Origin of the sequence: Kribbella flavida DSM 17836, assembly GCF_000024345.1 — a bacterium.
Classification (GTDB): Bacteria; Actinomycetota; Actinomycetes; order Propionibacteriales; family Kribbellaceae; genus Kribbella; species Kribbella flavida.
Genome location: NC_013729.1, coordinates 4,205,302 through 4,228,138, shown reverse-complemented (window position 1 = coordinate 4,228,138; position 22,837 = coordinate 4,205,302). Strand labels below are relative to the sequence as shown.

Genomic DNA, 22,837 nt, shown 5'->3' with positions numbered 1-22,837 from the left:
CGCCGTCAAGGGTTCACCGGCCGCAGCAGTGAGCGTTTAGCGCTAATAGGAGTGGGTCGCTGCTGCCCTTGGGTCACCCACTGGTGGACGCGGTTCCGCAGGGTGTCGGCGTCGCGTGGCATGCTGCCTCGGTGACTCTGTACCTGCACCGCGCCGAGCGCACGGACGTGCTCGCCGACGGACTGGGGGAGCTGCTCGCCACGCCGCTCGCCGACCCGTTCGCCGAGGAGCTCGTGGTGGTGCCGGCCAAGGGCATCGAGCGGTGGCTGTCGCAGCGTCTCGCGCACCGGTTGGGAGCCGCCGAGGGTTCGGGGGACGGCGTGTGTGCCGGGGTCCGGTTCACGTCGCCGCGCTCGCTGGTGTCTGCGGTGCTGGGGCTCGATCAGGACGACCCCTGGGCCGCGGACGCGATGGCGTGGCCGTTGCTCGCCGTGCTGGACGAGTCCCTCGACGACGCCTGGTGCGAGCCCGTCGCCCGGCATCTCGGGCAGTTCGACAGCGGCGCCGAGGCCGAGCTGCGCCGAGGCCGCCGGTACGCCGTCGCGGCGCGGCTGGCCCGGCTCTTCGCGGCGTACGCCGTCCAGCGGCCGGCCCTTCTCGTGGACTGGGGCGACGGGCGGGACACCGACGGTCGCGGAGTCACGATCGACGACGACCTGGCCTGGCAGCCGGAGCTCTGGCGGCGGCTGGTCGACCGGATCGACGCACCGCCGCCCCCCGCGCGCCACCTCAGCACCGTCGCTCAGCTTCGCGACCGGTCGGAGTCTCTCGACCTGCCCGCCCGTCTCTCACTCTTCGGCCACACCCGCCTGCCGCTGACGGAGGTCGAGCTGCTCTCGGCCCTGGCCGAGCACCGCGACGTCCACCTCTGGCTGCCCCATCCCAGTGGGGAGCTCTGGGACCGCCTCACCGGCCGGACCGCCGGTGATCGAGCTGCCGACACGAGCCACCAGATGGCCGAGCACCCGCTCCTGGCCACCCTCGGGCGGGACAGTCGCGAGCTGCAGCTGGCGCTGGCCGCGGTGCCGGCCGTCGACCGTCACCTGCCTTCGCCGGCCGCCCGCGAGTCCCTTCTCGGCTGGCTGCAGAACGACCTGCGCGGCAACAAGGTGAGCGCCGAGGGGCGCCGGCCGGCCGCCGAGGACCGGAGCGTGCAGGTGCATGCCTGCCACGGCACGGCCCGGCAGGTCGACGTACTGCGGGACGTGCTGCTCGGGATGTTGCAGGCCGACCCGACACTGGAGCCGCGCGACATCCTGGTGATGTGCCCGGACATCGAGACCTACGCGCCGTTGATCAGCGCGCGCTTCGGTCTCGGCGACCTCGATCGGTACGGTCATCCCGCCCATCGGCTCCGGGTGCAGCTGGCCGACCGGTCGCTGACCCAGACGAATCCGCTGCTCGGCGTCGCGTCGCAGCTGCTCGACCTGGCCGGCAGCCGGGCGACGGCCAGCCAGGTGCTCGATCTGGCCGAGACCGAGCCGGTCCGCCGGCGCTTCCGGTTCACCGACGACGACCTCGACACCGTCACCGCCTGGGTCCGGGAGGCCGGTGTGCGATGGGCGTTCGACCGCGGCGACCGCGACCGGTTCGGCCTGGCCGACTACCCGCAGAACACCTGGCGGTTCGGCCTCGACCGGGTGCTCGCCGGCGTCACGATGTCCGCCGACGCGCACGCCTGGATCGGCACCACGCTGCCGCTCGACGACGTCGGCAGCACCCGGATCGAGCTGGCCGGCCGGTTCGCGGAGTACGTCGACCGGTTGCGCGCGGCAACTGACCGGCTCGACGGCACCCAGCCGCTGGCGACCTGGCTGGACGCGTTGCGCGACGGGATCGAACGACTGACCCGGGTCGGCGCCGACGACGGCTGGCAGGTCGGCCAGGTGCACCGCGAGTTCGCCGAGGTCGCCGCCGGCGCGGGGGAGCTGGCCGTGACCCCGCTGCGGCTTCCCGACGTCCGGTCGTTGCTGTCGGCCCATCTGGCCGGACGGCCGACCCGGGCGAACTTCCGCAGTGGCTCGCTGACCGTCTGCACGATGGTGCCGATGCGGTCCGTGCCGCACCGGGTGGTCTGCCTGCTGGGCCTCGACGACGGCGTGTTCCCGCGGTTCGGCCTGGCCGACGGCGACGACGTCCTGGCCCGCTGCCCGGTGACCGGCGAGCGGGACGTCCGCAGCGAGGACCGGCAGCTGATGCTCGACGCGATCCTCGCGGCCACCGAGTCGCTGGTGATCACGTACACCGGCGCCAACGAGTACTCCGGTCAGCCGCGGCCCCCGGCCGTCCCGCTCGGGGAACTGCTCGACGCGCTCGACCGCACGACCGAGTCGCCCGTGCGGGAGACCGTCGTGGTCAACCATCCGCTGCAGCCCTTCGACCGCAAGAATCTCGAGGCCGGTCGGCTCGGCACTCCCGGTCCGTTCACGTTCGACCCGGCCGCGCTGGTCGCGGCCCGGGTGGGCGGCGGTTCCCGGCCGCCGCGGCCGGCGTTCCTGGCCGAGCCGCTGACGCTGCCCGGCGGCGAGGACGTCGCGCTGGCGGACCTGCTCGCGTTCTTCCGCGACCCGGTGAAGGGCTTCTTCCGGGCCCTGGACGTGACCCTGCCGTGGGAGGTCGACGGCGTCTCGGACGCGATGCCGGTGGAGATCGACAACCTGGAGAAGTGGTCGGTCGGCGACCGGATGCTGCGCGACATGCTGGCCGGCATCCACCCCGACGCGGCGCTCAACGCCGAGTGGCGCCGGGGAACCCTGCCACCGGGACGGCTCGGCTGGCGGACCGCGACCGACCTCCGCGACATCGCCCGGGGCCTCGCGGTCGCCGCGTACCCGCACCGGCAGGGAGGCGCCACGGCGTACGACGTGGACGTCGACCTCGGCGGCGGCCGGCGGCTCACCGGTACGGTGCCCGGCGTGCACGGGTACCGGCTGGTCTCGGTGAGCTACTCGCGGCTCGACGCGAAGCAGTTGCTGACCTCCTGGATCCAGTTGCTCGCGCTGTCGGCCAATGACGAGGACCACAACTGGACGGCGCTGGCCATCGGCCGCCCGCGCAGTGGCCGTACCCCGGCGAGCCGGCTGTTCGGTCCGGTCGGAGCCCAGGCGCGTACGCTGCTCGCCGACCTGATCTCGGTGTACGACGGCGGCCGGCGCGAGCCGCTGCCGCTGCCGCTGAAGACTTCGTTCGCCTGGTGCCAGGCGCGCCGGACCGACGACGAGCCGATGATCGCGGCCGGGCGGCGGTGGCGTCCGGCGAACTACGACGGCGAGAACGCGGATCCCGCGCACGTTCGGGTCTGGGGACCCAACGCCCCGCTCAAGGTCCTGCTGGAGCCGACGCGGCCGGGCGAGCAGTGGCCGGGCGAACCGACCCGGCTCGGGGCCTACGCGGCCCGGGTCTGGGAGCCGATGCTGCGCTTCGAGCAGGGAGCGCCGTGATGGACGCGTTCGATCTGCTCGGCCCCCTGCCCACGGGCACGACCGTGCTGGAAGCGAGTGCCGGCACCGGCAAGACGTACGCCCTCGCCGGGCTGGTCACCCGCTACGTCGCGGAGGGCGCCGCGCGTCTCGACGAGATGCTGCTGATCACCTTCGGCCGCGCCGCCAGTCAGGAACTGCGCGAACGGGTGCGCTGCCAGCTGCTCGAAGCCGAGCAGGCGCTGGCCGCCCCCGAGCCGTGGCGCAACGACCCGGGCCTGCTCGGCCACCTCGTCGACGGAAGCGCCGCGGAGCTCGCCGTACGGCATGGTCGGCTGCGGGACGCGCTGGCCACCTTCGACGCCGCCACCATCGCGACGACGCACCAGTTCTGCCAGCTCGTGCTGCGTTCGCTCGGCGTGGCCGGTGACACCGATGCGGGCGTCACCCTGGTCGAGGACCTGACCGATCTGGTCGCCGAGGTGGTCGACGACCTCTACCTCAACCTCTTCGCCGGCTCGGCGGAACCGCCGCCGATCACCCGGGCGACGGCACTCGAGCTCGCGCTCAAGGTGGTCGGCAACCCGCACACCCGGCTGGTGCCGGAGAAGTACGCGGAGGCTTCGCCGGAGGGCGTTCGGGTCGAGTTCGCCAAGGCGGTGCTGGCCGAGGTCGAGCGCCGCAAACGCCGCCTCGGCGTCCTGGGGTACGACGACCTGCTGACCCGGCTGGCGGTCGCGCTGGAGGATCCCACCGCTCCGGCCCGGCGCAGGATGCAGCGTCGCTGGTCGGTGGTGATGGTCGACGAGTTCCAGGACACCGATCCGGTGCAGTGGAAGGTGATCGATGCCGCGTTCAACGGTCACAGCACGCTGGTGCTGATCGGAGACCCCAAGCAGGCCATCTACGCCTTCCGCGGTGGGGACATCGCGACGTACCTGACGGCCGCGGCGACCGCGGGGCAGCGGCGCACCCTCGGCACCAACTGGCGCAGCGACCAGCCGCTCGTCGACTGCCTCCAGGTGGTGCTCGGCGGCGCCCGGCTCGGCCACGAGGACATCGTGGTCCACCCCGTCGACGCCCATCACCAGGGCAGCCGGCTGGCCGGGGCGCCGTGCGACGCGCCGTTCCGGCTCCGGGTCGCGCTCCGGGACCAGTTCGGCTCGGCGGCCCGCAAGAACATCCCGATGGACGAGCTCCGCGACCACATCACCCGGGACCTCGCCGCCGACATCGGTCAGCTGCTGGCCGCCGGCGCGACGTACGCCGGACGGCCGTTGCGCGCCGGCGACATCGCGGTGATCGTCGAGGCGCACAAGGACGCGCGGGCCTGCCGGGAGGCGCTGGCCCAGGCCGGTATCCCGGCGGTCTACTCCGGCGATCTCGACATCTTCTCGTCGCAGGCGGCCCAGGACTGGCTCTGCCTGCTGGAAGCCTTCGAGCAACCGCACCGCTCCGGGCTGGTCCGGGCCGCGGCGACGACGATGTTCTTCGGCGAGACCGCCGCCAGTCTGCACGCCGGCGGCGAAGAGCTCACCGACCGGATCGGGCAGACACTGCGGGCGTGGGCCGACCACTTGCGGGCGAAGGGCGTCGCGGCGGTCTTCGAGGCCGCGCAGCTCAAGGGCATGGCCGACCGCGTGCTGGCCTGGCGCGGTGGTGAACGCGACCTGACCGACCTCGCGCACCTGGCCGAGCTGCTGCACGAGACCGCCCACCGCGAAGGGTTCGGGCTGCCCGCGCTGCTCGACTGGCTGCGGCAGGAGTGCACCGGCAAGGGGCGGACGACGGAACGCACCCGCCGGCTCGACAGCGACGTCGCGGCCGTCCAGATCATGACGGTGTGGGTGAGCAAGGGCCTGCAGTATCCGGTCGTGTATCTACCGTTCGGGTTCAACCGGCACATCTACGACGAGGACGAGCTGCTGCTGTTCCACGAGGACGGCGTACGGAGCCTGGACATCGGCGGCCGCAAGCGCGCGGAGTACCGGGCGAACGAGAAGCGCTGGCGGGCCGAGGTCGCCGGTGACGACATCCGGCTCACCTACGTCGCGCTGACCCGGGCGCAGTCCCAGGTGGTGGCCTGGTGGGCGCCGTCCTGGGACGAGGTCAACGGCGGCATCTCCCGGCTGCTGCGCGGACGCAAGCAAGGCGATCCGGTGGTGCCCGACCAGTTGGACCGGCCGTCGTCCGACGAGGAGGTGCTGGTCTGGTTGCGGCGCTGGCAGCAGGCCGGGGGACCGGTCGTCGAGCAGTCCGCGATCGCCGAGCACGTCGAGCCGGTCGCCGAGCAGCTGCCCGGTGGGCTCAGAGTCGCCACCTTCTCGCGTGAGGTCGACCTGACCTGGCGACGTACGTCGTACTCGGGTCTGGTCCGGGACGCCGAGCAGCAGAGCGCGGGTGTCGCCAGCGAGCACGAGGAAAGCCAGCTGGCGGACGAGTCCGTGGATCCGGTGCCGATGCCGGCCGCCGCGGCGCCGGACGCGTTGCCGTCTCCGATGGAAGGATTTCCGGTCGGCGCCACGTTCGGTTCGCTGGTGCACGCCGTGCTGGAGGAGGCGGACCCGCACGCCGCCGACCTGCACGCCGAGCTCGCCGGCCGGATCCGCGAACAGCTGCCGTTCTGGCGGGTCGACGCGACTCCGGACGCACTGGCGACGGCGATGCTGCCGATGCACGCCACACCGCTCGGGCCGCTGGTGCCCGGCCTGACGCTGCGCGACCTCGGCCGCGGCGACCGGCTCCGCGAGCTCGACTTCGAGATCCCGTTGGCGGGCGGCGACCGCGCGGCGCCCCGCGAGGTGCGGCTGGCCGAGCTGGCCCCCTTGCTGCGGGCGCACCTGCCGGCCGACGATCCGCTGCTCGCGTACGCCGACCGGCTCGAGCAGCCGCTGCTCGGCGGACAGAGCCTGCGGGGCTACCTGACCGGGTCGATCGACGTCGTGCTCCGGGTTCCTGACGGGGGCAGCCACCGGTTCGTGGTGGTCGACTACAAGACCAACCGGCTCGGCGATCCGGACCAGCCGGCCACCTCCGCGCAGTACGGGCGGGACCAGCTCGGTGCCGCGATGCTGCACTCGGACTACCCGTTGCAGGCACTGCTCTACTCGGTGGTGCTGCATCGGTACCTGCGGTGGCGACTGCCGGGCTACGCGCCCGAAACGCATCTCGGCGGCGTGGTCTACCTCTATCTGCGCGGCATGTGTGGACCGGAGACCCCGGTCGTCGACGGCCATCCTGCCGGAGTGTTCAGCTGGTCGTTGCCGTCGGCACTGGTCGTCGCGCTGTCCGACCTGCTCGACGGGAGGGTCGCATGAGCACGGCCGTCGACGAGTTCGACTCGACCCTGGCGCTCGCCGCCACCGGTGTCCTGCGGGACTTCAACACAGCCGGCGTGATCCTGGCCGCGGACGTGCACGTCGCGACGCGGCTCACGACCATGCTCGAGGAGACCGACGAGAGGGTCGCCCTCGCCTGTGCACTGGTCGCGCGCGCCGTCCGGGCCGGATCGATCTGCCTCGACCTCGCCGAGGTCCGCGACGAGGTCGGTGAGGACGGCGCCGAGCTCGACTGGCCCGTGCTGGACGAGTGGCTGACGGCGCTGAGGGCCAGCCCGCTGCTCGCCGCGCCGTACCCGCTGCATCTCGAAGACACCCGCCTGTACTTCGACCGCTACTGGCGGGAAGAAGAACAGGTCGAGCAGGACCTTCGCCGCCGGGCCGGACGGCCCGCCCCCGTCATCGCCAACGAAGCCGTGCTGCAGGCCGGCCTCGGCAGGCTGTTCCCCGGCAGCTCGTACGTCGAGCAGCGGGCCGCGGCGCAGACCGCGGCCCGGCAGTGGACGACCGTGCTCACCGGCGGTCCGGGCACCGGCAAGACGACCACGGTCGCGGGGCTGCTGGCGCTGCTCGCGGAGCAGGCGGAGATCGCCGGCGACCGGAGTCCGTGGATCGCGCTGACCGCACCGACCGGCAAGGCCGCGGCGCGTCTCGAGGAAGCGGTCCGGCGGGAGATGTCCGGCCGCTTGTCCGCGGAAGACACCGCGCGGCTCGGCGACTTCCACGCCCGGACGCTGCACATGCTGCTCGGCCGGCGCCCCGACTCCTCCAGCCGGTTCCGGCACGACCGGGACAACCGGCTGCCGCACGACATCGTCGTCGTCGACGAGACCTCGATGGTGTCGCTGACGATGATGGCGCGGTTGCTGGAGGCGGTGCGGCCGGGAGCGCGGCTGATCCTGGTCGGCGATCCGGACCAGTTGGCCTCCATCGAGGCAGGCGCCGTGCTCGCGGACCTCGTCGACGGGCTGGTCGCGGGCGGGCACATCGCCGCCGCCGAGCTGCGCACGTCCCACCGGTTCGGCAGCGAGATCGGCGCGCTGGCCCTGGCCGTGCGCGAGGACCGGCCCGACAACGTGCTCGCCGTACTGCGTGGCGGCGGCGACCGGGTGCACTTCGTCGAGGACGACGACCCGCGCGAAACCCTGCGGTCGGCGCTGCTGCCGGACGTCCTGGCGATCCGGGACGCCGCCGAAGCCGGGGACGCCGACGCCGCGCTCGCCGCCCTCGACCGGCACCGCCTGCTCTGCGCCCACCGGGAAGGCCCCTGGGGCGTCCAGCACTGGAACCGGACCGTCGAGCGCTGGATCACCGAGGAGACCGAGGACCCGCTCTGGGACACCTGGTACGTCGGCCGACCGGTCCTGGTCACCGCGAACGACTACGCGCTCGGCATCTACAACGGTGACGTCGGCGTGACGATCCGCCGCCCGGACGGGTCACTGCGGGTCTGCATCGACAGCTCGCGGGGCCGGCTGGACTTCGCGCCGAGCCGGCTCGGCAACATCGAGACCCTGCACGCGATGACCATCCACAAGGCCCAGGGCAGTCAGGCCGCCGAAGTCACCGTGCTGATGCCGAACGAGGAGTCCCGGCTGCTCACGCGGGAACTGTTCTACACGGCGATCACCCGCGCGGAGAACCGGGTCCGGGTGGTCGGCGACGAGCAGTCCGTCCGCCTCGCCCTGAGCCGCCGCGCGCTGCGGGCGACCGGTCTGCGTCAGCGACTGGTCGACGGTTCGGCGGACTGACTCGATCCGGGAAACGCTCGACCGGTCATCCGAGCCGGCGAACGCGAGATCGGTACCTGCGAGCCGGTCAGTTCGACGGGGTCGGGGTACTGCGGTTCTCCCGGTCCGGCGTCGGCGTGCCTTCCGCCGGCGGGGTGGTCGTGGAGGTGTCGGGGGACGGGGTGGTCGAGGTGGGAGGGTCGTCCGACGGTGTCGGCTCGGTGGAAGGGGTGGGCGTCGTGCTGGACTCGACCGGCGTACTGGGCGTCGTACTGGTCTCCGGGGGCACGCTCGGCGACGTCGTACTGGTCGAGGTGGTGCTGCCGGGGGAGGGGGTCGCAGTGACTTCCTGCTGACCGGTGCTCTGTGACGGCTGGACCGAGCCTGTCGGGTTCGCCTGGTTCGGGGGAGCGGTCTGGGTCCCGCCGACCGTGGAGGTCGTCGTCGTGGAGGGTCCCGGCGTACTGAGGCTCGCGCCCGGCTTGGGGGTGGTCTCCGGCTGAGGGGAGACGTCGGTCGTCGGCACCTTGGGCTCGTTGCCGTAGAGCGCGACTCCCGCCAGGACGGCTGCTGTCGTCGCGAGTGCGGCGGTCACGCCGGCCAGCAACGCTCGCGATCGCCGCCGGGGCGGCCGTTCCGCAGCCGCCGGCTGGCCGGCGACTGGCGCGGCCTCGACGGGCGCGGCAGGAACCGTCGCAGCGGCGACGGTCGCGGCGGCGGGGACGGCGGCGACCGCACGCCAGTCGTCGCCGAGCGGCTGGGCGCGCAAAGCGCCGGCCGCGATCTCGGCGGCGGTCGGCCGGTCCGCGGGATCCTTCGCGAGCATCTGCAGCAGGACGGCCTCGAACGGCCCGGCAAGCTCGGGCCGGGTCAGGCTGGGTGGCTCCGGAGCAGCGTCGACGTGCTGGTAGAGAATCGCCGTCGGCTGCTCACCGGTGAACGGCGGCCGGCCGGTGACCAGCTGGTAGAGCACGCACCCCAGCGAGTACACGTCCGAAGGCTTGCCGGCCCGCCCGCCGCGCGCCCGCTCGGGGGCGAGGTAGTGGGAGCTGCCGATGATCTGGCCGGTCGCGGTCAGGGTGGTCGCCCCTTGGCCGGGCAGGTGCGCGATGCCGAAGTCGGCGACCTTGACGGTCCCGTCGGCCGCCACCAGCAGGTTGCCCGGCTTTACGTCGCGATGTACGACGTCCGCCCGGTGCGCCGCGGCGAGACCCGCGGCGGCCTGCTCGACGATGTCGGTCGCCCGGTCCATCGGCAGCGGGCCGTGCTCGGTGAGCTCGGCGGAGACCGTCCGGCCCTCGACCAGCTCCATCACCAGGAAGAAGCTCTCGTCGTGCCGGCCGAAGTCGTACACCGACACCACGTGCGGGTCGCTCAGCAGGGCGGCGGCGCGCGCCTCGCGGTGGAACCGCTCGGCGCCTTGGGGGTCGCGATCGGACGGCAGCAGCAACTTGACCGCCACCGGTCGCCCCAGCACCTGATCGGTGGCACGGAAGACCTCTCCCATGCCACCTCGCCCGATCGACGGACCGAGTTCGTACCGCTTCGCTACCAGCACCTGCCGCCCGTACCCATCGCTACGTCGAACCAACCTGTCACAGTTCTACCCGATCTTGCGCACAGAAGTGGTGTCGGCATCGAGCGGATCGCCGTCGGCCCCGGCCGGCACCAGCTCCGGGACGGGATTGCCCTGCTGGTCGACCAGGATCGAGTGCGCCTCGCCGGGGGAGAAGGCGTGGCGTTCGCCCCACTGCCGCAGGGTGAGTACGACGGGGAAGAGGTCGCGGCCCGCGTCGGTCAGCAGGTACTCCTGGCGGCGGCCCGACGGTGCGGTGCGCTGGGTGAGCAGACCGTGCGCGATCAGCTTGCGCAGGCGGTCCGTGAGGATGTTGCGGGCGATGCCGGTGCGGCGCTGGAACTCGGTGAACGAGCGGGCTCCGTCCATCGCGTCGCGGACGACCAGCAGACTCCACCGGTCGCCGACGAGGTCCAGGGTGCGGGCGACCGGGCAGTGGGGGTCGGTCCAACTGGGCTCTGGCACTGCCGCCATGACACCTCCAGATGAGTTGCGGATTGAAACCATTGTGCCCTAGTCTCCAAAGAGTTGCATTCTGCTACTGATTTGGAGTGAGGGCGATGACGGGGTGGGCGCGGTTGCTGCTCGCGGTGGTGTGCGGTGTGGCGGTGGCGAGCGTGTACGCCGCTCAGCCGGTGCTGGAGCCGATGGGCCGCGATCTGGGGGTGTCGGCGGAGCTCACCGGGTGGATCGTGGCGATCAGCCAGCTCGGGTACCTGGCCGGGCTGGTGCTGCTCGTGCCGCTTGGCGATGTGGTCGACAGGCGACGGCTCATCGCCGTACACCTTGGACTGACCGGGGCCGGGTTGATCCTGACGGCCGTGGCGTCGGCTGCGTGGGTGGCGTTCGTGGGACTCGCCGTGGCCGGGGTGTTCGCGGTGGTCGTGCAGACCACGGTGGCCTACGCGGCATCGGTCTCCCCGCCGGCCGAGCGCGGCCGGACCATCGGTGTCGTGACCTCGGGGGTCGTGGTCGGCATCCTCGGCGCCCGGGCTGTCGCCGGCGCGCTGGCCGAGCTCTGGGGCTGGCGCAGCGTGTACGCCGTACTGGCGGTGCTCGCGCTCGGGCTCGCGCCGCTCGTCCTGGCCGTCCTGCCTTCGGAGGCGCGTGCTCGTCGATCGGCGGGTTATCTCCGGACCGTCTGGTCGCTCGGCAGCCTGTTCGGTCAGCGCTTCTTCCTGACGCGCGGGCTCATCGCGTTCTTCCTGTTCGCGTCGTTCGGGACTTTGTGGAGCGGACTGTCGTTGCCGCTGGCGGACCTGCCGTGGCAACTGAGCGAGAGCCAGATCGGATTGTTCGGTCTCGCCGGACTCGCCGGCGCCCTCGGCGCAGCCCGCGCGGGGCGCTGGGCCGACGCAGGACGAGCAGGCCCGGTCACCGGCCTGTCCCTCATCCTGCTCATCCTGTCCTGGGCCGCGATCGCCCAGCTGCCCTGGTCGCTGTGGTTCCTCGTCGTCGGCGTCGTGGTCCTGGACTTCGCCGTACAGGCTGTGCACGTGAGCAACCAGCACCTGCTCACCGCCGCGCACCCTGACCGCACCAGCACCGTCATCGGCAGCTACATGGTCTTCTACTCCTTGGGCTCCGCCCTGGGCGCAGCCACCACCACCGCCGTCTTCACCCTCCACGGCTGGCCGGCCTCCACCGTCCTGGGCGCCGCCTACGCCACCTGCGCCCTGGCCATCTGGGCCACCGCCCGCCAATCCACCCCAGCCACGCGGAGGAAGCAACCACGCGCTGAGTCTCCCGGCGGGACAAAAGTCAGTTCTGCACGGTGGGGCGGATGGTGAGGGAGCCGATCTCGACGTCGTGTGGTTGTTCGATGGCGAAGCAGATCGCGCGGGCGACTGCGGCCGGGTCGAGGCCGAACTCGCGCATGCTGGCCTGGATCTGGTCGCGGGCGGCGGATTCCATGCCGTCGGCGAGCTCGGTGCGGATGACGCCGGGGGAGATCTCGGTCGTGCGGACCACGCCGTCGGTGGATTCCGCGCGCAGGCCCTCCATGATCGTGCGGGCCGCGTTCTTCGTGGCGGCGTACACGGCCATCGTGGGGGAGATCCGGAGTCCGGCGGTCGAGGCGGTGGTGATCACGTGCCCGTGGCCCTGGCGCCGGAACACCGGGAGCGCGGCCGCGAGCCCGTGCAGAACTCCGCGGACGTTCACGTCGACCATCGCCGACCAGTCGTCCACGGCGAGCTGGTCCAGCCGGCCGAGCCGGGCCACCCCGGCGTTGTTGACGATGACGTCCAGCCGCCCGAACTCGTCGGTCGTCCGGCGTACGAGTGCTTGCACGTCGTCGAGCACCGCCACGTCGGTCGGTACGGCGAGGGCCCGGCCGCCCGCCTCGACGATCGACGCGGCGAGGGCGTCGATCCGCTCCCGGCGGCGCGCGGCGAGCACCACCGACGCGCCGCGTTCCGCGAGCAGCAGGGCGGTCTGCCGGCCGATGCCGCTGCTCGCTCCGGTGACAACAACGGTCTGGCCGGTGATCGGGTCCTGCCTCATCGGCGTCTGCCTCCTGATCGAGTAAGTTGACAGGTGTCCACTTACAAACAGGTTATCCGGACACTTGTCCATTTATCAACCGGAGGGTTGTGATGGTGCAGCGCAAGCCACGGGCGGACGCGGCCGGCAACCGGGCGCGCATCCTGCAGGTCGCGCGTGAACTGCTGAGCTCCACCTCGGAGCTGCCGATGAACGCGGTCGCGAAGGCGGCCGGCGTCGGCCAGGGCACCCTCTACCGCAACTTCCCGACCCGCGAGGCCCTCCTGGCCGAGGTCTATCGCGCCGACGCCGACCAGCTCGTGGCCTCCGCGGCGCCGCTGCTCGAAGAGCACGATGCGGCCACCGCGTTCCGCCGCTGGCTGTCCAACGTCGTCGACTACGCGCGCGTCAAGCGTGGCGTCCTGGCCGCGCTCGAGCCGAGCTCAGGGCAGGAGCTCGCCGCCAGTCACACCGGGTCGATCGGCGAGGCCGTCGATCTCCTGCTCGCCGCCGGGAAGAGCGAAGGCGCGATCCGCGCCGACGTGGATGCTCACGACGTACTGATCCTGCTGGGCTTCTTGTCCCGGCTCGACGAGTCGGAGGCGGCCGAACGAGCCCACCACATCCTGGACCTGATCCTCAGCGGTCTGCTCGCCCGGAAGTGACCGTGGCCCGCGCAGCCGGGCGGTATCAGCCTCGGCGTGCGGTCACCACGACGTAGTCGTTGGTGTACGCGAAGGCCTGCGGGTCCTCGTTCAGCTCGACGGTCGCCGCGAGCAGCCGCGCGGCGAGCTCCGCCTCCAGCTCGGCGCTGTTGGGCAGCGTGCTCAGGGCCTGCGACGCACCGACCGCCATCGGATGCTCCGACGAGGTCGCCAGGAACGCCTCCGGCGACGGTGCCGTGAACGTCAGCGACCGCCGCTCCACCTCCACCTCGAACCCGTACGGCGCGAACGCCGCGCGCAGCTCGTCCCGGTCGTGCCAGCCGAGTGGCTTCGGGTGGTTCGCCCCGGCTGGTTGTTCACCCATCGCCTCGGCCATGAACTGCCCGACGACCTTGTTGATCACCACCAACGGCCCTTCCGGCGGCCAGGAGGTGAGCCGGATCGTGCCGTCCTGCGTGGTCACCCGCACCAGCTCGGCGATCGCGGCGCCGGGGTCCGGCGCGAAGATCACCGCGAACACCGAGAACACCACGTCGGCCGAGTGGTCCGGCAACGGAATGCCGGCCGCCTCGCCGGTCACGAAGTCGATCTCGAGTCCGCGGTCGGCGGCCCGCTGCCGCGCGACCTCCAGCAGCCGGGGCGCGGGATCGACCCCGGTGACCACGGCGCCGCGAGCGGCGGCGAGCAGCGCGGCGTTGCCGGTCCCGCAGCCGACGTCGACCACGGTCCTGCCCGCGAGCGGCTCGGACATCGCGACCACCAGCTCCGACACCGGCAGCAGCATCTCGCCGGTGGCCTCGTAGCGCCCCGCACTCCAGTCGATTCCCACGCCGGCTCCTCCCGTTGAACTCTGGACCACCCTGTCACGCAGCAGGGTTCTCAGCGTGCAGGGGGTGGCGACCGACCCCCCGAACGGTCCGGGTCGCGACCGCCGTCACCTCAGGCCGCGGCCAAGAAGCCGCGCGGAAGTGCGCGGACCGGCGAAGTTGCCGCATACTGGGTAGTGATGGAATCTTCCCGCGGGACGACGCGTCGTCACCTGTCTACGAGTCCCTTCAAGCCACGGGTGCCCGACCCGATCAAGACGTTCGAGGTCGGTGACCGGGTGTCCCACGACCGGGAGGGCATCGGCAGGATCCACGCTGTCGAGGGCACGCACGCGGTGGTGGTCGACCTGGGTGGCGGCAAGCTGCTGCGCGTGGTCTCGCCCTTCGACAAGCTGCACGTGCTCTGACTGACCGGTCCGCGACGACAGCGCGGCTCTGACGGATGTGTGACGACAGCGCGGCACTGAACGGCAGAACCCGACAGGTGCTCCACTCCGGGTGGAGCACCCGCCAGGTCCGTCCGGCGCCGGCCCACTGCGTCAGCGCGGGCTGCGGATGCCGTCGATGATCCGCGTCCAGTTGTCTCCGCCGTGGCCGTTCTCGATCGCCCGGCGGTAGTGCGCCTGCACCGCTCGCGGCAGCGCGAGGTCGATGCCGGCCGTCTCGCTCGCCCCGACGATGTGGTCGGCGGTCGCGCCCATCATCGTGATCGTGCTCAGGTCGCCCGGGTGCTTGTCGGCGTCGATGTCCGCGCCGGGATTCTCCCCGCCCGCCTCCAGCATCGCCGGCACGGTGCGCAGCATCCCGATCAGCTCGGGCATCGACTCCGCCGCGCTGACGCCCGCCGTACCGAGCAGGGCTGTTGCGTGCATCAGCGACGACAGCGTGGTCAGGAAGACGTCGAGCTGCGCCTGATACATCAGCTGTGCCAGGCCCGTGTCTTCGCCGAGGTAGCGGGGAGCCCCGATCACGGTGAGCGTGGTCCGGTGCTTCTCGAAGACCTCGGCGGGGCCGCTGTAGTAGACGTAGGCCTCCTCGGTGCCAACCATCGGCGCGGGGATCATCACCCCGCCGGTCAGGAACGTCGCGCCGTGCTCGGTGGCCCAGTCCGCGGCCGCGCGGGTGCGGTCCGGGGTGTCGGAGCTGAGGTTGACGACGGTGCGGCCCGCGAGCGAGCCGGTGGCCGGCTCCAGTACGTCGTACATCGCCTGGTAGTCGGTCAGGCTGAGGATGACCAGGTCGCCGGCTTCGACGGCCTCGACCGGACTCGCGGCGAGAACGGCGCCGTCGGCCACGACGCCGGCGGCCCGGGCGGGGGTCCGGTTCCAGACGGTCACCGGGTGTCCGGCCGCGAGCAGCGCGCGGGTCATCGCCTGTCCCATCGGGCCGAGGCCGATCAGCGTGACGGGGGTGCGGTCGGTGGGGGGCAAGGTCGCTCCTTGGTCGCTCGTACTGCGAATGGTCACCACCCATGCTCGGTCGCTACGCTGGGTCAGGGAAGTACCCACTATTTACTGCGATACTTACCTTTTGGTTAGTGAGGAACGGCCATGACGAAGTCGGCTCGGCAGGGCCCGTACATCTGCGGTATCGACGCGGCGCTCGACGTGGTGAGCGGCAAGTGGAAGGGCCTGATCCTCTGGGAGCTCGACGCGCACGGCGTGCGCCGGTTCGCGGAGCTGCGGCGCGGACTGCCCGGGGTCAGCGAGAAGATGCTCACCCAGCACCTGCGGGAGATGGAAGAGGACGGCCTCGTCGTCCGCACCGTGTACGCCGAGGTGCCGCCGCGGGTGGAGTACTCGCTCACCGCCGAGGGCCGCTCCCTGAACGCCGCGCTCGCGCCGCTCGGCCAGTGGGGCTCGACGCGGATCCGCCGGCAGCAGATCCGGCTGGTCGATCATCAGGACGCCGCGGCGATGCCCCGGCCTTGATGGCACGGTGTGTCAAGGACGGCCGATCGGCTCCGACCCTTCCGTGACAGGGCCCGGACGGCGGCCCGCAGACGGAAGGATCCCGCGATGAGCAAGATCGTACTGGACGTGTCGGTGTCGCTGGACGGGTTCTCGGCCGGACCGAACGTGCGGCCCGAGGAGCCGATGGGCGACGGCGGCGAAGGACTGCACGCCTGGATGGGCGGCGAGGGCCCGAACGCCGACATCGACGCCGGCATCCGCCGCGAGCTGGACGAGTCGGTGGGCGCCACCCTCGTCGGGCGGCGGACGTTCGACCTCGGTTTGAAGCCGTGGGGCGGTACGCCGTGGCCCGGTGTCCCGTCCTTCGTGGTCACCCACCGGACCCGCGACGACCTGCTCGGCGACAACGGCGGCACGTTCGCCTTCGACGGGCTGGAATCCGCTGCCCGCCGGGCGAAGGAAGCCGCGGGCGACAAGAACGTCATCGTGCTCGGCGCCGACGTCGCCCGCCACCTGCTCCGCGCCGGCCTGCTCGACGAGGTCTGGATCCACATCGTCCCGCGCCTGCTGGGAGCGGGCACCCGCCTGTTCGACGGCGACCAGGCGGAGCTGATCCCGGACGGCCAATCGGTCCTGGGCTCCGTCCCCCACCTCCGCTACCGCGTCGCCAAGCCCTGACCACCTCCCGTCCGCCTGCCCCGGTGCGCCCCATCCACCGGGACAGGCGGAGCCGGCCTGCTCGCACGACGGATGGCTGACGAGCGGCCTGGAGAAGCCTCGTTCGAGGTGCTGGCGCCGTTCTTCGCGCCGGACGTCGTGGTCACCAGGCGGAAGGTCTGCCGTACGGCGGTACGTGGCGCGGGCACGACGGCATAACCCGGTTCTTCCTGGCGATGGGGGAGATCTGGGAGACGTTCGACCTGGTGGAGCAGGAGTTCCTGGCCACTGGTGAGACGGCAGTAGTCCTGTCGCAGGTGAAGGCTCGGGTGCGTGCGACCGGGCGGAGCTCAGCTTCCCGATCCTGCAAGCGATCACGGTCACGGAAGGGGCGGATCACCGAGGTCCGTCCGTTCTACTGGGACACCCAAGCCATCGCCCACGCCTGCACCACGACGGCCGACTGAATCAGCCCGGTCAAGATGCTGCTCGCCAGGTGAGTGCAGGCTTTCGGCCGCTGAGGGTGTCGAGGTCGGTGACACGCAGCCGGTACGGCGTCAGCCGGAGCAGGGACGGCGTCTGCGCGGCAGGCCCATCCGGAAAGGCGCTCCAGAAGTCGAAGCCGAGAGGCGCGGGAGCGTCGCGGTACAACTCCCACACGCGGTGCCGGGTGGGGATGTGGTCGACCCACTCCGCCTGGCAGTCCGCGATCGCGACGTCCTGGGTGGCGTCCCAGTACGAACAGCTCACGTACGGGGAGCTGGCCAGGTGATTGACCTTGAGCGGCGTCGCGCGGGTGACGATCCACCCGGTCAGCGCGTGCCCGTCGTACTCCCAGTAGGGGTGCAGGATGCGCGATCGCGGCCGTCCTCGGGTGTCGACCGTCGCGACCGTGCACCACACGATCCGGTGAGCTGTCGTGATGAACGCATTTTCCACAACCATGGTTGTACAGTAACAGACGTACAACGCAGGTTGTATAGTCTTGCCGGTGACGGACTTCGACCCGGCGAGCGCGGACCTGTCGTTGTCGTCGTTGTTCACCGGGTGGGCGTTGTCCGACGAGATCCAGCGGCGGCTCGCGGGTGACGGCTTCGGGGATGCGCGCTTCGCGGACGGGGTGATCTTCCAGCACCTCGTGCCGAAGCCACTGACGATCGGAGAACTGGCCAAGCGGCTGGAGGTCAGTCAGCAGGCCGCGTCGAAGGCGGTGGCCGACCTGGAGAAGCGGGGCTATCTGTCCCGCGCGTCAGACCCGGCCGACGGCCGGGCGCGGCTGGTGGGGTTGACCGCGCGTGGCGATGCAGTGATCGCCGCGGCCCGGCGGCACCGGGCGGAGCTGGAGACCGAACTTCGCGAGAAGTTCGGCGCGGACCGGCTCGAAGCGGCTCGCCGTCTCCTGCTGGACGTTCTTCGTCACCTGGACGCGGACGCGCCGGTCCGTTCGCGGCGGGTGCGTCCGCCGCGGTGACGACCCACAACGATGGTTGCCAGTGGCAACCTGGTGGTCAGGCTGCCACTGGCGAGGTGCTTCAAGGGCTCCCCGTCGCCCGGGGAGGCTGGTTCAGCTCAGGCGGTTGTAGATCGCGTGGCCCGGGTAGGCGGTGACGCCGTTGCGGACCGCGTAGCCGCCGTACTGCGCGGTGCCGTGGTAGAAGGTCCAGCCGCCGATCCCGCGACCGTGCAGGTTGGTGTACTGGCCGTTCATCGCGGCGTCGTACGTGCGCAGCCCCCAGTGCACGTGGGCTCCGCTGGCTGCTCCGCCGGCGCACACGTCGACGCCGATGACGCCGAGGTAGGCGCTGCGGCCGACCGCCGTTCCGTTGTAGTACGTCGTGCTGTGCATGTGGTAGTAATCCGTCGAGAAGCCGTTCGGGTGGATCACCCGGGTCCAGCCTCCGCCGGCGCCGCACATCGAGGTCGCGGTGCCGGAACCCGACGAGCGGACGATGCCGCTGGCGTTGCCGCCGGCGAAGTCCAGGCTGCTCCACGGGCCGGAGCCGCCGTCCCAGGCGTGCGGGCCGCCGGACATCGTCATGTAGTAGTCCGGCATCCACGGCAGCAGCAGGCCGGTCGCGGCGAGGGTGCCGTTCGTGGCGGAGGCCTTCTTCTCCGCGAACGCCTTGAGGGAGGCGCGTTCGGCGACCGGTACGAGCGGAGAGGTCGCCACGAAGCCGGCGAACTCCTGGTCACCCTCCAGGCCCGTCACCCAGCGACCGCCGACCTGCCGAGCGACGAACAGCCAGCCCTGCGGAGCGGCGTGCTCGGTCTTCGGGGCTTCGATGTAGGCGACGCCCCGGGCCCAGCCGGCGGTCGCCGACCTGACGTCGACCACGAGTTCCCGCTGGGCGGCGGCCAGCCGAGCGGCAGCCTGCGCGGGGGCGACGGTGCGGGTTTCGGCGCTCTGGGCGAGCGCGTCAGCGGCGACGGCCTGGGCGAGGGACTGGGTCGACCGGGCCGGAAGCGCCTGCTGAGCTGACCTCAGGGTGACCGGCAGTGCGGTCGCACCCGCGGCGGACGCTGCGCCCGCATCCGCGGCCGAGGCCGGGCCTTGCGGTACGGGCGCAGCCTGGGCGGCGCCGGCCAGGCCGGTCGCGAGGGCCAGTCCGAGGCCGGCCTTCAAGGCCAGGCCGCGCCGGACCGCGCCGGAAGCACGGCCAGGTCGAAGTGGAGACAGCGGAGATCTGCGCATGGGCGGAGCCAATCTCGTAGGGGCGGAGCGCTCGCGGGGCGGCGAAGCGCATCTAGGGTTCTTCCCGACAGTTATCGCCGCGAAACTCTCCGTCCCCGTAATCCTTTCACCGTTCACCGCGGCGCGGGTTTCCGAGCAGGCCGAACACACCCGGCGCCACAGAGCGGCCCCAGCCAGGTCAGAAGCTTTGCGAAGGCCCTGGGGCGGCTGGTCGACACTGTGTTCTGCAACCAGCAGCCCACGCGGTGATCAGCCGACGGGTTCCTGCGGAGGTCTCGCGGGAACCCGTCAGCCGTTGAGGCGTTTGCGGTGGGTGTCGCGGTGGCGTTGGGCGACGGCGGCGGTCTGGGTGGCGCGGCGGAGGGCTCGTTCGAGCTTGGCGGTGGTGCGGCGTTCGGCGCGGAGCCGGGCGCGGGCTTGCTCGAGTTCCTCGTTGAGGCGCTCCAGTGTTGCCTCCAGGTCGGCGATCTGGTGCTGGTTGGCGTCCAGGAGCGACTCCGCCGCGGCTCGTTCGGCCTCGGCCTCGGCGTAGGTGGCTTCCGCTTCCTCGGCGCGAGCGCGGAGCTGGGCCTTGCGGCGGGCGTCGTCGAGCTCGGACGGTCGCGGCGCGGTGGTGGTCGGCTTCGGCTTCGGCTTCGGGACGAGGGTCTTCCGCGGTACCGGCTTGGTTGGCTTGGCGGCGTTGCTGCGGACGACGCGGGGCCTGACCAGCGCCAGTTGTGCGGGTTCACCGGTCTCGTCGACAACGCCGAAACCGACATGCCGCAGCGCGCTGGTCAGTTGGCCGGTGCGGAGCAGTTGCGCGGCGCCGGGGTCGACCAGGGCCGCGTCGAGGGTCTCGGTGAGCCGGTCGGCGATCGCGGGGCTGACGGCGCGGCCTTCACCCTGGGCATAGGCGCGGGCAGCTCGCACCAGAGCCTGGACCAGCTCGTGGCGCCGGGGTGTGAGTCGGCGCAGTCGTGCCCCGTCGGCGGACAGGTGCGCTTCGCGAAGTTGCTCGCCGAGCTCGGTCAGCTGGTGTACGCCGTCGGGCTCGACCCGGACGAGCTGGTTGGCCAGCCAGGCGGCGAGCGTCGGCTTGCGCAAGGCCTTCACCGCGTCGCCGGCGGCGATGGCGCCTTGGTCCTTGAGCGTCTTGGCCAGCTGGTTCCGGGCAGCGGTGAACTCCTCCGGGGTCAGCCCGTACAGCTCCACCGCGACCTGGTCGACGTCCACGGTCCTTACGATGCGCCCCGGACAGCGCCACGAGCAACGCCAAGCCTGTTGCAACCGGCAACCACCAACTCGATGCAGCAGGCAACAATGCTTGTACTGCGGTACGGCAGTGTGGCGACCTGGTCACCGGCAGTACTCGGATCCGTGACGAGGGCGGCCCGGCCGGTCAGGCCCCGTGTGGCCGGCCGGGGCGCGGTACTCGCAGGCGGGTCCATCGACCGCGCTAGTTCTCGCAGCCGGGTCCCGCCTTCCCGGTGATGTAGGTGATGCTGGTGTTGTGCACGAGCATCACGCCCTGCACACAACTGCTGTTCAGCCAGCTGTTGAAGCGCTTGGTGCCGGTAGTCGACTGGCCCGGCGCCAGCGTTATGTAGCCGTCGGGGTGCCAGTAGGTCCGGCCGTTCGCCAGGTAGCCCAGCGAGACGTCGATGTACGTCGTGCCGCCGTTGCGCCAGTAGCCGACACCGATGGTGCCGTACTGGTCCGGCTGGCCCGCGATGTCGACGCACAGGGTGCCGTTGGTGAGCGCGAACTTGCCGCCGTTGCCGCAGTCCTGGTCGTACCCGTCGTAGGCGGCGGCCGGGGTGATCGTGGCTGCGGTGAGGGCGGCAACCGCCGCGGCGATGGCGGCGATCCGGTGGCGTGTGCGCACTCTGGAGTGCCTCTCGGTCAAGTGGTTGTCGGCGTCAGTTCAGTCGACGGTGCTCTCACTTCGCTCGCACTCCGCTCGCGCCGGCCGCGGCAGCTGACGACGTGCCGCACCGCGTGGCAGGAACAGGCAAAACCGTGGCGCGAGGTGGCGAGCCGGGGTTCACTGGTCCCTCGCGAGGCAGAGTGGGGGAGACGGCGTGGCGGAGCGGGGATCGATCGGTCGCCGGGCGGTGCTGGTGGCGGCTGCGTCCGGGGCGGCGGCCGTGCTGGCGGGCTGTCGCGGCGACGGTGAACCCGAGGCGGCACCGACCACGCCGGCCACTCGGCGGGTCGAGCTGCCGGCCGGGCTCGCGCTGGGCGTCGCGACCTCGGCGTACCAGATCGAGGGCGCGGTCGGGGCGGACGGCCGGGGCCGGTCGATCTGGGACGAGTTCTGCGCTGTGCCCGGCAAGATCGACGACAGCAGCTCCGGCGCGGTGGCGGCTGACCACTATCGCCGCTGGGAAGCGGATCTGGACCTGCTGACGGAGCTGGGCGTGGCCAGCTACCGCTTCTCGATCGCCTGGCCGCGCATCTTCCCGCAGGGCACCGGCACGGTGAACCCGAAGGGTCTGGACTTCTACCGTCGGCTGGTCGGCCGGCTCCGCGAGCGCGGCATCTCGCCGGTGGCGACCATGTACCACTGGGACCTGCCGCAGGCACTGCAACAACGGGGCGGCTGGGAGAACCGGGACGTGGCCGGCTGGTTCGGGGACTATGCGGAGACCCTGGTGAAGGCGCTGGACGGCGTCGACAGCTGGCTGACCGTCAATGAGCCGAAGATCATCGTGCAGCAGGGATACCAGCGCGGCTGGATGGCGCCGGGCCGCCGGGACGAGGTCGCGGCCGGCAAGGTGCTGCACCACCTGAACCTCGCCCACGGCCGCGCGGTCCAGGCGTTCCGGGCGTCCGGGTCGAAGCAGGCGCGGATCGGTCCGTGCCTGGCGATCACGCCGTGCTACCCGTTCGACGAGTCGCCGGAGTCCCGGCAGGCGACCCGGTTGGCCGACGTCACCGAGAACACGCTGTACCTCGAACCGCTGCTCAAGGGCAGCTATCCGGCGCTCACCGGCGCCCTGGATCCGCGGGCCGCCGGAGCGCTGCGCGCCGCGGTCCGCGACGGCGATCTCGCGGTGATCTCGGAGCCGGTCGACTTCCTGGGCGTCAACTACTACTCGCCGGCGGTGGTCGACCCGACCGGCGAGATGCTCAAGCGGTACCCCGTGTCGGCGGCGGGCTGGCAGCAGATCCACCCGGGCGGCCTGACCGATCTGCTGGTCCGCCTGCACCGCGACTACGGCCTCGAGATCGTCGTCGCGGAGAACGGCCTGCCCGACACCGCCGGTGAGTCACCGGACGCGGACGAGACCCGGATCGGCTTCCTGCGCGATCACCTCGCCGCCACGCAGGCCGCGATGAGCCAGGGCGTCAAGGTGCGCGCGTACCACGCCTGGACCTTGCTCGACGACTTCGAGTGGGCCCGGGGCTACACGCAGCGGTGGGGTCTGGTCCACGTCGACTTCCCGAGCCAGCGACGGACGCCGAAGAAGTCCGCGCGCTGGTACGCCGACGTCATCCGCACCCGCAGCCTCGAGCTCGGCTGACCCGGCGGCGTCCTCACCACCGGGCAA

Annotated in this window: 21 protein-coding genes; 12 read left to right on the top strand and 9 right to left on the bottom strand. The window is 71.8% G+C overall.

Annotated elements, in window-relative coordinates; all coding sequences use genetic code 11:
- The first annotated feature begins 131 nt into the window (after positions 1-131).
- The 3 genes from recC to recD are packed head-to-tail and all read left to right on the top strand — an operon-like array spanning position 132 to position 8,508.
- Complete coding sequence (gene recC / locus KFLA_RS19600; protein ID WP_012921552.1) at positions 132-3,440, top strand: exodeoxyribonuclease V subunit gamma; 3,309 nt, start codon at positions 132-134, stop codon at positions 3,438-3,440.
- Positions 3,440-6,736, top strand: coding sequence for a UvrD-helicase domain-containing protein (locus KFLA_RS19595; RefSeq protein ID WP_012921551.1), 3,297 nt, complete (start codon positions 3,440-3,442; stop codon positions 6,734-6,736). The genes recC and KFLA_RS19595 overlap by 1 nt, the downstream gene beginning before the upstream one ends.
- Positions 6,733-8,508, top strand: coding sequence for an exodeoxyribonuclease V subunit alpha (gene recD / locus KFLA_RS19590; protein ID WP_012921550.1), 1,776 nt, complete (start codon positions 6,733-6,735; stop codon positions 8,506-8,508). Before KFLA_RS19595 ends, recD begins: the two co-directional genes overlap by 4 nt.
- 67 nt (positions 8,509-8,575) lie before the next feature.
- Here the strand turns inward: recD and KFLA_RS38360 are convergent, their stop codons facing one another.
- Together KFLA_RS38360 and KFLA_RS19580 are read right to left on the bottom strand one after the other, a co-directional pair.
- A complete protein-coding gene (locus tag KFLA_RS38360) occupies positions 8,576-10,045 on the bottom strand; it encodes a serine/threonine-protein kinase (RefSeq protein WP_012921549.1) in 1,470 nt (489 codons plus the stop codon).
- A gap of 45 nt (positions 10,046-10,090) precedes the next feature.
- Entirely contained in the window at positions 10,091-10,537 is a 447-nt protein-coding gene (locus KFLA_RS19580) for a winged helix-turn-helix transcriptional regulator (RefSeq protein ID WP_012921548.1), read from the bottom strand.
- A gap of 86 nt (positions 10,538-10,623) precedes the next feature.
- Between KFLA_RS19580 and KFLA_RS19575 the strand changes: the two genes are divergently transcribed.
- Positions 10,624-11,853: an MFS transporter gene (locus KFLA_RS19575; RefSeq protein ID WP_012921547.1), complete on the top strand. Its 1,230-nt coding sequence runs from the start codon at positions 10,624-10,626 to the stop codon at positions 11,851-11,853.
- Here the strand turns inward: KFLA_RS19575 and KFLA_RS19570 are convergent.
- Positions 11,825-12,568 carry an SDR family oxidoreductase gene (locus tag KFLA_RS19570; protein ID WP_012921546.1) on the bottom strand — a complete coding sequence of 248 codons (744 nt, stop codon included), beginning with the start codon at positions 12,566-12,568 and terminating at the stop codon, positions 11,825-11,827. The two genes, KFLA_RS19575 and KFLA_RS19570, sit on opposite strands and share 29 nt — an antisense overlap.
- 92 nt (positions 12,569-12,660) lie before the next feature.
- Here KFLA_RS19570 and KFLA_RS19565 point away from each other — a divergent pair, with 92 nt between their 5' ends.
- Complete coding sequence (locus KFLA_RS19565; protein ID WP_012921545.1) at positions 12,661-13,212, top strand: TetR/AcrR family transcriptional regulator; 552 nt, start codon at positions 12,661-12,663, stop codon at positions 13,210-13,212.
- Between the two features lie 25 nt (positions 13,213-13,237).
- Here the strand turns inward: KFLA_RS19565 and KFLA_RS19560 are convergent, their stop codons facing one another.
- Positions 13,238-14,041, bottom strand: coding sequence for a class I SAM-dependent methyltransferase (locus KFLA_RS19560; protein ID WP_012921544.1), 804 nt, complete (start codon positions 14,039-14,041; stop codon positions 13,238-13,240).
- Positions 14,042-14,278: 237 nt separating this feature from the next.
- Between KFLA_RS19560 and KFLA_RS19555 the strand changes: the two genes are divergently transcribed.
- Positions 14,279-14,446 carry a hypothetical protein gene (locus KFLA_RS19555; RefSeq protein ID WP_237706543.1) on the top strand — a complete coding sequence of 56 codons (168 nt, stop codon included), beginning with the start codon at positions 14,279-14,281 and terminating at the stop codon, positions 14,444-14,446.
- Positions 14,447-14,578: 132 nt separating this feature from the next.
- Here the strand turns inward: KFLA_RS19555 and KFLA_RS19550 are convergent, their stop codons facing one another.
- On the bottom strand, positions 14,579-15,469 hold the full coding sequence (locus tag KFLA_RS19550; RefSeq protein ID WP_012921542.1) for an NAD(P)-dependent oxidoreductase: 891 nt from the start codon (positions 15,467-15,469) through the stop codon (positions 14,579-14,581).
- A 120-nt stretch (positions 15,470-15,589) separates the two neighbouring features.
- On the opposite strand from KFLA_RS19550, the gene KFLA_RS19545 reads away from it, so the two are divergent.
- The 4 genes from KFLA_RS19545 to KFLA_RS19535 all read left to right on the top strand — a co-directional run bounded on the left by KFLA_RS19545 (position 15,590) and on the right by KFLA_RS19535 (position 17,076).
- Positions 15,590-15,970, top strand: coding sequence for a winged helix-turn-helix transcriptional regulator (locus KFLA_RS19545; protein WP_012921541.1), 381 nt, complete (start codon positions 15,590-15,592; stop codon positions 15,968-15,970).
- Positions 15,971-16,057: 87 nt separating this feature from the next.
- Positions 16,058-16,630 carry a dihydrofolate reductase family protein gene (locus KFLA_RS19540; protein ID WP_012921540.1) on the top strand — a complete coding sequence of 191 codons (573 nt, stop codon included), beginning with the start codon at positions 16,058-16,060 and terminating at the stop codon, positions 16,628-16,630.
- 72 nt (positions 16,631-16,702) lie between these two features.
- The gene (locus KFLA_RS39365) at positions 16,703-16,828 is read left to right on the top strand and encodes a hypothetical protein (RefSeq protein ID WP_272941257.1); all 126 of its coding nucleotides are present in this window, start codon (positions 16,703-16,705) and stop codon (positions 16,826-16,828) included.
- A gap of 17 nt (positions 16,829-16,845) precedes the next feature.
- Positions 16,846-17,076 (top strand): nuclear transport factor 2-like protein, encoded by a 231-nt coding sequence (locus tag KFLA_RS19535; protein WP_237706542.1) that lies wholly within the window; start codon positions 16,846-16,848, stop codon positions 17,074-17,076.
- 10 nt (positions 17,077-17,086) lie between these two features.
- On the opposite strand, the gene KFLA_RS19530 is transcribed toward KFLA_RS19535, so the two are convergent.
- On the bottom strand, positions 17,087-17,554 hold the full coding sequence (locus KFLA_RS19530; RefSeq protein WP_012921539.1) for a pyridoxamine 5'-phosphate oxidase family protein: 468 nt from the start codon (positions 17,552-17,554) through the stop codon (positions 17,087-17,089).
- Positions 17,555-17,600: 46 nt separating this feature from the next.
- Here KFLA_RS19530 and KFLA_RS19525 point away from each other — a divergent pair, with 46 nt between their 5' ends.
- On the top strand, positions 17,601-18,080 hold the full coding sequence (locus KFLA_RS19525; protein WP_012921538.1) for a MarR family winged helix-turn-helix transcriptional regulator: 480 nt from the start codon (positions 17,601-17,603) through the stop codon (positions 18,078-18,080).
- A gap of 93 nt (positions 18,081-18,173) precedes the next feature.
- On the opposite strand, the gene KFLA_RS19520 is transcribed toward KFLA_RS19525, so the two are convergent.
- The 3 genes from KFLA_RS19520 to KFLA_RS19510 form a co-directional block, all read right to left on the bottom strand.
- Positions 18,174-19,301: a M23 family metallopeptidase gene (locus KFLA_RS19520; RefSeq protein ID WP_012921537.1), complete on the bottom strand. Its 1,128-nt coding sequence runs from the start codon at positions 19,299-19,301 to the stop codon at positions 18,174-18,176.
- A gap of 288 nt (positions 19,302-19,589) precedes the next feature.
- Positions 19,590-20,516, bottom strand: coding sequence for a hypothetical protein (locus KFLA_RS19515; protein WP_012921536.1), 927 nt, complete (start codon positions 20,514-20,516; stop codon positions 19,590-19,592).
- 223 nt (positions 20,517-20,739) lie between these two features.
- Positions 20,740-21,168, bottom strand: a complete 429-nt coding sequence (locus KFLA_RS19510; protein ID WP_012921535.1) for a hypothetical protein — start codon at positions 21,166-21,168, stop codon at positions 20,740-20,742.
- Between the two features lie 196 nt (positions 21,169-21,364).
- Here KFLA_RS19510 and KFLA_RS19505 point away from each other — a divergent pair, with 196 nt between their 5' ends.
- Positions 21,365-22,810, top strand: a complete 1,446-nt coding sequence (locus KFLA_RS19505) for a GH1 family beta-glucosidase (protein ID WP_012921534.1) — start codon at positions 21,365-21,367, stop codon at positions 22,808-22,810.
- Positions 22,811-22,837 lie beyond the last annotated feature (27 nt).

Bases quoted from the DNA above. Each gene is read 5' to 3' on its own strand.
- KFLA_RS19595 (WP_012921551.1), top strand. From the start codon at position 3,440: ATGGACGCGTTCGATCTGCTCGGCCCCCTGCCCACGGGCACGACCGTG.
- recD (WP_012921550.1), top strand. From the start codon at position 6,733: ATGAGCACGGCCGTCGACGAGTTCGACTCGACCCTGGCGCTCGCCGCC.
- KFLA_RS19580 (WP_012921548.1), bottom strand. From the start codon at position 10,537: ATGGCGGCAGTGCCAGAGCCCAGTTGGACCGACCCCCACTGCCCGGTC.
- KFLA_RS19575 (WP_012921547.1), top strand. From the start codon at position 10,624: ATGACGGGGTGGGCGCGGTTGCTGCTCGCGGTGGTGTGCGGTGTGGCG.
- KFLA_RS19570 (WP_012921546.1), bottom strand. From the start codon at position 12,568: ATGAGGCAGGACCCGATCACCGGCCAGACCGTTGTTGTCACCGGAGCG.
- KFLA_RS19565 (WP_012921545.1), top strand. From the start codon at position 12,661: ATGGTGCAGCGCAAGCCACGGGCGGACGCGGCCGGCAACCGGGCGCGC.
- KFLA_RS19545 (WP_012921541.1), top strand. From the start codon at position 15,590: ATGACGAAGTCGGCTCGGCAGGGCCCGTACATCTGCGGTATCGACGCG.
- KFLA_RS19540 (WP_012921540.1), top strand. From the start codon at position 16,058: ATGAGCAAGATCGTACTGGACGTGTCGGTGTCGCTGGACGGGTTCTCG.
- KFLA_RS39365 (WP_272941257.1), top strand. From the start codon at position 16,703: ATGGCTGACGAGCGGCCTGGAGAAGCCTCGTTCGAGGTGCTGGCGCCG.
- KFLA_RS19535 (WP_237706542.1), top strand. From the start codon at position 16,846: ATGGGGGAGATCTGGGAGACGTTCGACCTGGTGGAGCAGGAGTTCCTG.
- KFLA_RS19530 (WP_012921539.1), bottom strand. From the start codon at position 17,554: ATGGTTGTGGAAAATGCGTTCATCACGACAGCTCACCGGATCGTGTGG.
- KFLA_RS19520 (WP_012921537.1), bottom strand. From the start codon at position 19,301: ATGCGCAGATCTCCGCTGTCTCCACTTCGACCTGGCCGTGCTTCCGGC.